Genomic DNA, 284 nt, shown 5'->3' on the forward strand with positions numbered 1-284 from the left:
GTTAAAAAGGGCGGTTCTTACGCCACCAATATGCAATGGTCCGGTTGGGCTTGGTGCAAAACGCACTCTTACGTTTTTGGTCATTTTAATAGTTTAAATTTGCCACAAAGATACAATTAACACATAATTATAAACAGTGTAGTAAATAAAATTGTAGTTTAGTATTATGCATAATTTTAACACCATTAAAGCTAAGTTAGAAGCCTTTACAAAACGTTTTTATACAAACGAGTTATTAAAAGGTATCATTTTGTTTTTTGCCATTGGCTTATTGTATTTTCTAT

General features: G+C 30.6%; 1 protein-coding gene. It reads right to left on the reverse strand.

The genetic code is table 11. From position 1 onward, the window contains the following. The coding region (locus FUA24_RS04055; protein ID WP_148540161.1) for a glutamate--tRNA ligase family protein at nucleotides 1-84 on the reverse strand (84 nt) is incomplete at its 3' end. Between the last annotated feature and the right edge of the window lie 200 nt (nucleotides 85-284).

It is taken from the genome of Seonamhaeicola marinus, assembly GCF_008085455.1.